Source organism: Kitasatospora sp. NPDC057518 (genome assembly GCF_042802075.1).
GTDB lineage: Bacteria > Actinomycetota > Actinomycetes > Streptomycetales > Streptomycetaceae > Kitasatospora.
Genome location: NZ_JBHVEU010000055.1, coordinates 22,019 through 28,917, shown reverse-complemented (window position 1 = coordinate 28,917; position 6,899 = coordinate 22,019). Strand labels below are relative to the sequence as shown.

The 6,899-nt window shown below is 77.1% G+C and carries 5 protein-coding genes; 2 read left to right on the top strand and 3 right to left on the bottom strand.

Annotation, left to right across the window (positions count from 1 at the left end; translation table 11 throughout):
- Window positions 1-148: 148 nt before the first annotated feature.
- Entirely contained in the window at window positions 149-715 is a 567-nt protein-coding gene (locus ACFU7Z_RS08570; protein ID WP_380777015.1) for an NPCBM/NEW2 domain-containing protein, read from the top strand.
- Window positions 716-837: 122 nt separating this feature from the next.
- Here ACFU7Z_RS08570 and ACFU7Z_RS08565 read toward each other — a convergent pair whose 3' ends face one another.
- The 3 genes from ACFU7Z_RS08565 to ACFU7Z_RS08555 all read right to left on the bottom strand — a co-directional run bounded on the left by ACFU7Z_RS08565 (window position 838) and on the right by ACFU7Z_RS08555 (window position 4,448).
- Window positions 838-1,542, bottom strand: coding sequence for a DsbA family oxidoreductase (locus ACFU7Z_RS08565; RefSeq protein ID WP_375876791.1), 705 nt, complete (start codon window positions 1,540-1,542; stop codon window positions 838-840).
- 109 nt (window positions 1,543-1,651) lie between these two features.
- Window positions 1,652-2,173 (bottom strand): universal stress protein, encoded by a 522-nt coding sequence (locus ACFU7Z_RS08560; protein WP_074002090.1) that lies wholly within the window; start codon window positions 2,171-2,173, stop codon window positions 1,652-1,654.
- Between the two features lie 115 nt (window positions 2,174-2,288).
- Complete coding sequence (locus ACFU7Z_RS08555) at window positions 2,289-4,448, bottom strand: asparagine synthase-related protein (RefSeq protein WP_380777014.1); 2,160 nt, start codon at window positions 4,446-4,448, stop codon at window positions 2,289-2,291.
- 821 nt (window positions 4,449-5,269) lie between these two features.
- On the opposite strand from ACFU7Z_RS08555, the gene ACFU7Z_RS08550 reads away from it, so the two are divergent.
- A complete protein-coding gene (locus ACFU7Z_RS08550; protein ID WP_049658584.1) occupies window positions 5,270-6,697 on the top strand; it encodes a hypothetical protein in 1,428 nt (475 codons plus the stop codon).
- Window positions 6,698-6,899 lie beyond the last annotated feature (202 nt).

Sequence of the window (6,899 nt, the reverse complement as noted above, 5' to 3'; positions counted from 1 at the left end):
GGCCCCGGAGGCGCCCGCGTCGAGCGCCGACACCAAGCCGGCCGCCGCGTCCACGCCCGCCCCGCCGCCCGCCACCACCCGGGCGCCGGAGTCCGGCACGCCCACGTCCGGCAGCCCGAAGACGCCGACGCCGGCCTTCACTCCCCCGGTGGTGCCCGTACCGAGCCTGCCGCCGCTGCCCACCCCCGACGTGCCGGTCGTCCCGACACCCACCCTGCCGCCGGTGCCGACCCCGACCGTCCCCACGCCGACGCCGCCCGTGCTCAGCGACTTCTGGGGCAACTCGCTGCCCGTGCTCAAGCCCGGCAACAACCGGGTGCCGCCGCCCGAGCCGAGCATCCGGCAGAAGGACAGCGACAAGTTCTGGCAGCGGGACGGCGGCTGGATCGGCGGCGACTACCACCCGCACGTGATCACCGTGCACGCCCCGGCGGCCACCGTGATCGACCTCAACCGCACGTGCACGTCCTTCGACGCGCTGGCCGGGGTGGACGACGCCACGATCTCGCCGGGCGGGGTCGTCTTCACCGTCCAGGGCACCGACGGCACCGTCCTGTGGCGCTCCCGCGCGCTGGCCGTCGGCGACGACGCGGTGCCGGTGCACGTGCCGCTGGCCGGGCAGAAGGCGATCAAGCTGTCGGTCACGCCGGTGAGCGGGATCTGGTCGGCGCTGAACGTCGCGGACTGGGCCGAGGCCCGCTTCCGCTGCTCGTGACCCGGGCGCGCTCCGGGCGGGCATGACGGAGGCCCGCTCCAGGGGTGCTGGAGCGGGCCTCGGGTCCGCGGTGCCGTGCCCGGGTGGGCCGCCGGGGTGGGCGGCCTGGGCCCGGTCGGCCGTCAGATGGCGCAGGAGCCGTCCGCGCAGGCCTCTCCGGCCGGGGCGACCTGCACCGGGGCGGGGCGGCGCTCGCCGATCTCGGCGGCGACCTGCTCCAGCACCTTGCCGAAGGTCGCGGCGTCCTGGCCGCCCTGGACGGCCCACTTGCCCTCGAAGACGAAGGTCGGCACGGCGTTGATGCCCAGCTCCCGGCCCTCGGCCAGCTGGGCGTTGACCTCGGCGGTGCCCTCGTCGCCCGCCAGGTAGGCGGTCACCCGGTCCCGGTCCAGGCCGGACGCCACGGCGACGTCGGTCAGCGCGGCACGGTCGCCGACGTCGACGCCGTCGGTGAAGTGCGCCTTCAGCAGCGCCTCCTTCAGCCGCCCCTGGACGGCCGGGCCGTACTCGGACTCCGCGAGGTGCAGCAGGCGGTGGCCCAGGAAGGTGTTGGCGTGCAGCGCGGCGTCGAAGTCGTACGCGATGCCCTCGGCCAGGCCCAGCTCGGCCACCCGCGCGTCCATCGCCACCGACTGCGGGCCGTAGCGCTCGGCCAGCCAGGCGCGGTGCGGGCTCGCCGTGGCGGGGGCGTCCGGGACCAGCTGGTACGGACGGTAGACGACCTCGACCTGCTCCTTGCCCGGGAAGTCCGCCAGGGCCTGCTCGAAACGGCGCTTGCCGATGTAGCACCAGGGGCAGGCGATGTCGCTCCAGATCTCGACCTTCATGCGGGGGGCTCCAGGGGGCGTCTTGTGGGATGGGGACAAGATGGATGAACGATGAACCATCTCGGTACATTCCCGGCACCCACGGGCGTCTTTCCCGCTCCGCTCCAGGTCAGGCCGCGGGCGGCGCCGGAACCACCAGCACCGGGCAGGCCGCGTGGTGCACGACCGCCGAACTCACCGAACCCATCAGCAACCGGGCGAAGCCGCCGTTGCCCCGGGTGCCGATCACCAGCGTGTGCTGCCGGGTCGCCGCCTCCAGCAGCACCTCGATCACATTGCCCAGCACCACGTGCAGCGACAGCTCCCCCGCGTACGGCACGGGACGCCGGCGCTGCACGGCGGCCACCGAGCGGCGCAGCCCGTCCGCCATGCTCTCGACCAGCGTCTCCACGCTCTCCTGCACCAGCTCCGCCATCCCCGGGGGGTAACCGGCCGGCGCCGGGTTGACCACGGCGAGCACGTACAGCGGCAGCCCGAACAGCTCGGCCTCCGTCATCGCCCGGTCCAGCGCCCACAGCGACCCGTCCGACCCGTCGCACGCCGCCAGCACCCCGGGCGGCCGCCCCGCCGGCGGACGCCCGAGCACCGACAGCACGACCGGGACCTCCCGCCCCGCGCTCCCACCGGCCACCGCACGTCCTCCTCACCCCGGATCCACACCCCCGCCATCATCACCGCCCCGCCGATCCGGACCCGGCAACCGCGCCGCAGGGCGGGGAGGGGCGGGCCCGGGCGCCGGCGGGGCCTCAGGAGGTGAGGGCGGGTTGGCGGGGGGTGGGGAGGCCGGTCCAGCAGGCGCCGTGGCGGCGGGCGCGGATGCGGCGGAGCCAGAGTTCGGTGGAGACGAGGTCGGCGAGGCCGGCGAGGGCGGCGGGGGAGAGGGGGGTGGCGGGGTCGGTGGACTGGGCGAGGCCGGCCCGGACGGCGGGGAGGTCGATGAGGCCGGCTTCGGCGAGCAGCGGGGCGTCGAAGAGTTCGGCGAGGCCGTCGGCGGCGAGGCGCAGGCCGGTGCGGGCGGGGGCGGCGCGGTCGGGGCGGGGGACGCGGCCCCAGTCAGGGGGCAGGTCGGTGCGGCCGGCGCCGGTGAGGACGGCGTGCAGGAGGGCGTGCCGGGCGCCGGGCTGGAGGCGGACGTCGTCGGGCAGCAGCCGGGCGGCGCGCACCACCTGGTTGTCGAGGAAGGGCGCGTGCAGCCGCTGGCCGGGCTGTTCGGCGGCGTGCACGAGCGTGCGGAACCCGCGCGCCTGCCGGTAGAGGGCGTGCCTGGCCCGGTGTGCGCCTGGGTGTTCCCCGGGCGCCGGTCTGCGCGCCGCCAGGCGGAGCCGCAGCGCGACCGCGGAGAGCGCCTCGTCGGACAGCCAGCGGGCGGCCGGACCGGGCACGCACCAGGCGAGGTCGGCGGCCGAGCGCGCCCCGGCCGTGCCGGCACCGTCCGGGACGTGGCGGGCGGTCAGCCTGGCGGCCGCCTCGTCCAGCGCCTCGGCGTAGCGGACCCGGGAGAGCCGGTGGGCGGCCCGGACCACGGTGAGCGGGGTGCGCAGCGTGCCGGTGAGGACGCCCGCGGCCGCCCGGTCGGCGCCGGCCAGCGCGACCACCGGGGAGAGCAGTTCGCGCGGCCGGCCGGCCCGGAGGAGGTCGGCGAGCCGGGCCGGGTGCCCGTCCAGCACCTGCCGGGCGCCGTAGCCGGTGAGGTGGTCGGTGCCACCGGCGTCGAAGCGGGCCTCGGCCCGGGCGGCGGCGACGAGTTCGGGCCCGGGCTCGTCGGTGAGCCGGCCGGACCGCGGGTCGGCGCCCGGCCCGGCGTACGGGAGGGTGTCCGGGCCGGGGTCGAGCACGGTGTGCCGCAGCCGCGGGGTGTCGGGGGCGAGCGCGAGGCCGGCCGGGGGCTCGGTCTCGCCGAGCGTGACGGCGGCCAACTGCTCGGGGGCGGCGGGTTCCTGGGCGGCGGCGCGGGCCCAGGAGCCCTTGACCGCACCGCTCCTGGCCCCGGCCGCGGCCGCCCGGACCACCGCGGTGGAGGCGGTCGCCGACGGCAGCGGGACGGCGGCGGCGAGCAGGGCGACGGTCGCGGAGGCCGTCCCGTACGACAGGTCGACGCCCAGCCGGGCCCGCCCGACCGGGTCGGCCGGGTCGGCCGGGTCGGGGACGGGGGCCGGCGAGGTGGTGCGGACCCGGGAACGGACGGACTCCAGCAGGGCGCGGGTGAGTTCGCGGACGGCGGGCGCCTCGTCGCGCGGCTGCTCGGCGCCGGCCGGGTCGTCGTAGCCGGACAGGTACGGGCGGCCGCCGCGGATGCCGAGCACGTGCCCGGGCGGCACCCCCTGGACGCCTTCGTACGGGGTGCCGGTGCCGAGCGCCTCGGGGGACTCGGGGCAGGCGAGCCGGGCGGCGAGGTGGCCGGTGTCCAGCGGGGCGCCGACCAGGTCGGCGAGCGGCAGGGCGGCGGTGGCGTACGCGGTGCCGCCGGCCCACGGGGTGTGGAAGACGGGCTGGGCGCCGGCGAGGTCGGTGAGCAGCAGGGTGGACCGGGTGCCGGAGCGCAGCACGACGGTGTAGCTGCCGGGCCAGGCGGTCAGGTGGCGGACGGCGCCGCCGCGGGCGGCGGCGAGGCCGGCGGCGAGTTCGGCGTCGGTGGCGCCGCAGTGGCCGAGGACGGCGAGCCGGGAGGTGGCGGGGGTGTCCTCGACCTGGTCGGGGGCGGTGGGGCCGGTGCTGACCACGGCGGGGGCGCCGGGGCGGAGGGTGACCAGGCGGATCTCCCCGGGGCGCCAGTCGCCCACGGCCCAGAGCGGGTCCGGCCCGGCCCAGAGCGGGCGCGCGGCGATCGGCTCGACCCTGGCCAGCGCCTCGTACGCCGGGGTGCCCGCGCTCGACGCGCCCGTGCACCAGCCCGTCAGCCACCGCATCGCGCCTCCACCGGACGAGGACCTGCATCCGTGCGGTGCGTTCGTTCGCCGCCCGCCGGGCGGCCGGGTGGTGTGCCGTGGCGGCCCGTGCGCGTCCCGGCGTGCCCCCGTAGCTCGACGCGCCGTCAGTGGACATCGTGCCACCGCGGGCGGTCGCCGTGGTCGGTGTTTCGGGTTCCGCTTCCGTTCGGACCACCCGTTCGACCGCCGCGGCGGCGGGGCGGCCCGGCCCGGGTGCGCCTGGGGATGCATTCAAGGGCCCGGGGCCCGGGCGGCGCCCGATCACCCCGGGTGGGCAAGTTCCGTGCTTCGGAGGGGAGTTCGATCGTCCGGGCGCTCCCGGGGGGCGGACGGGCCGGGCCTCCCCCTCCCCGGCCCGGACCGCCGACGAACGCCTTTGGCATGGGCATCGCGAGATGGCCGAAAGGCGTCGCCCGGCCCGGGAGGGCATCCGCACGCCCTCCCGGACTCCACCGCCGCCCGCGGGGATTGAGGCGGCGGCGTCCCCCGGCCCGCCGGGTCCTCGACGGCAGGCCGACCCACGACCACCAGCGAATCGCCGACCTGCCGGTCGGGCCAGGGGGCACGGCCGGGCGCACGTGTACACGGGACCGGAGCACGACGCTCCGGAGCGCCGCGCGGTCGGCCGGATCCGAGTGGTCCGGACCAACTCCGGTGCGGCACCGCCGAGTGCGCGATCCCGCCATCCGGAATGCGACCTCTTAACCGTCGGAACGCGTCCGACTACGCTAGGTACAGCAGCTACGGCCCGGTGCCGCCCGGGCCCCGCGCACAAGGCCGCAGGAGGTGCCGCCGCCACCATGACCGTCAGCCCACGTGGACCGAACGAACGGCTCGGCACGCTCCTGACCCTCGCCCAGATCAGCAACGCCGGACTGGCCCGCCGGGTCAACGACCTCGGCGCCCAGCGCGGGTTGACCCTGCGGTACGACAAGACCTCGGTGGCCCGCTGGGTCAGCAAGGGCATGGTGCCGCAGGGGCCCGTCCCGCACCTGATCGCCACCGCCATCGGCGGCAAGCTCGGCCGGCCCGTCCCGCTGGAGGAGATCGGCCTGGGCGACACCGACCCGGCGCCCGAACTCGGCCTGGCCTTCCCGCGCGAGGTCGCCGACGCGGTCCGCTCCGCGACCGACCTGTGGCGGGTCGACCTCGACCTGCGCCGGGGCCCCGGCGGCGGCCGCTGGAGCGACAGCCTGGCCGGCACCTTCTCGGTGGCCGCCTACGCGACCCCGGTATCCCGCTGGCTGATCACCCCGGCGGACGGCTCGGTGGCCCGCGAGGTGCCGCGCTCCCCCACCGACACCTCCTCCTACCGGGTCGGCCACTCGGACGCCGCCAAGCTCCGCGAGGCCGCCCAGGAGGCCCGCCGCTGGGACTCCAAGTACGGTGGCGGGGACTGGCGTTCGTCGATGGTGCCGGAGTGCCTGCGGGTGGAGGCGGCACCGCTGCTGCTCGCCTCGTACAGCGACGCGGTCGGCCGGGCGCTGTTCGGCGCGACGGCCGAACTGACCAGGCTGGCCGGCTGGATGGCCTTCGACACCGGGCAGCACGAGGCCGCCCAGCGCTACTACATCCAGGCGCTGCGGCTGGCCCGGGCCGCCGCCGACGTGCCGCTCGGCGGCTACGTGCTGGCCTCGATGAGCCTCCAGGCCGGCTACCGGGGCTTCGCCGAGGAGGCGGTCGACCTCGCCCAGGCCGCGCTGGAGCGCAACCGGGGCCTGGCCACCGCCCGCACCATGAGCTTCTTCCACCTGGTGGAGGCCCGGGCCCAGGCCAAGGCCCGCAACGCGGCGGCGTGCGCGACGGCGCTCGGCGCCGCGGAGAGCGCGCTCGAACGGGCGCGCGCCGGGGATCCCGATCCGGCGTGGATCGACTTCTACGCCTACGACCGGCTCGCCGCCGACGCCGCCGAGTGCTTCCGCGACCTCGGAGTGCCCTCCAAGGTCCGACAGTTCACCCGCGAGGCGCTGGCCACGCCCACCGAGGGCTTCGTCCGCTCGCACGGCCTGCGGCTGGTGGTCTCGGCGATGGCCGAGGCGGAGGCGGGCAACCTGGACGCCGCGGTCGCCGCCGGCGAACGCGCCGTCGAGGTGGCCGGCCGGATCTCCTCGCAGCGCAGCCGGGAGTACGTGGTGGAGATGCTCCGGCGGCTGGAGCCCTTCCAGGGTGAACGCCGGGTACGGGAGTTGACCGAGCGGGCGCGCGCGGTGATCGTCGCCCCGGCGTGAGCGCCGGAGCGACGACTCAGGCTGGTCATCGGAACGGCGACCGGAACAGCGAACGGAACGGCGAGAGGGCCCGGCGGTAATTGAGGTGCGCCGGCGGGAGGGGCCTGGCTAGGGTTTCTCCCGTCCAGGTGCGCAGGCAGAGGTTACTTCCACTCTTAATGGGCGTGTCGCGGGTTCGAGTCCCGTCACCGGCTTCGGGCCG

Bases quoted from the DNA above. Each gene is read 5' to 3' on its own strand.
- ACFU7Z_RS08555 (WP_380777014.1), bottom strand. From the start codon at position 4,448: ATGCGGTGGCTGACGGGCTGGTGCACGGGCGCGTCGAGCGCGGGCACC.
- ACFU7Z_RS08565 (WP_375876791.1), bottom strand. From the start codon at position 1,542: ATGAAGGTCGAGATCTGGAGCGACATCGCCTGCCCCTGGTGCTACATC.
- ACFU7Z_RS08550 (WP_049658584.1), top strand. From the start codon at position 5,270: ATGACCGTCAGCCCACGTGGACCGAACGAACGGCTCGGCACGCTCCTG.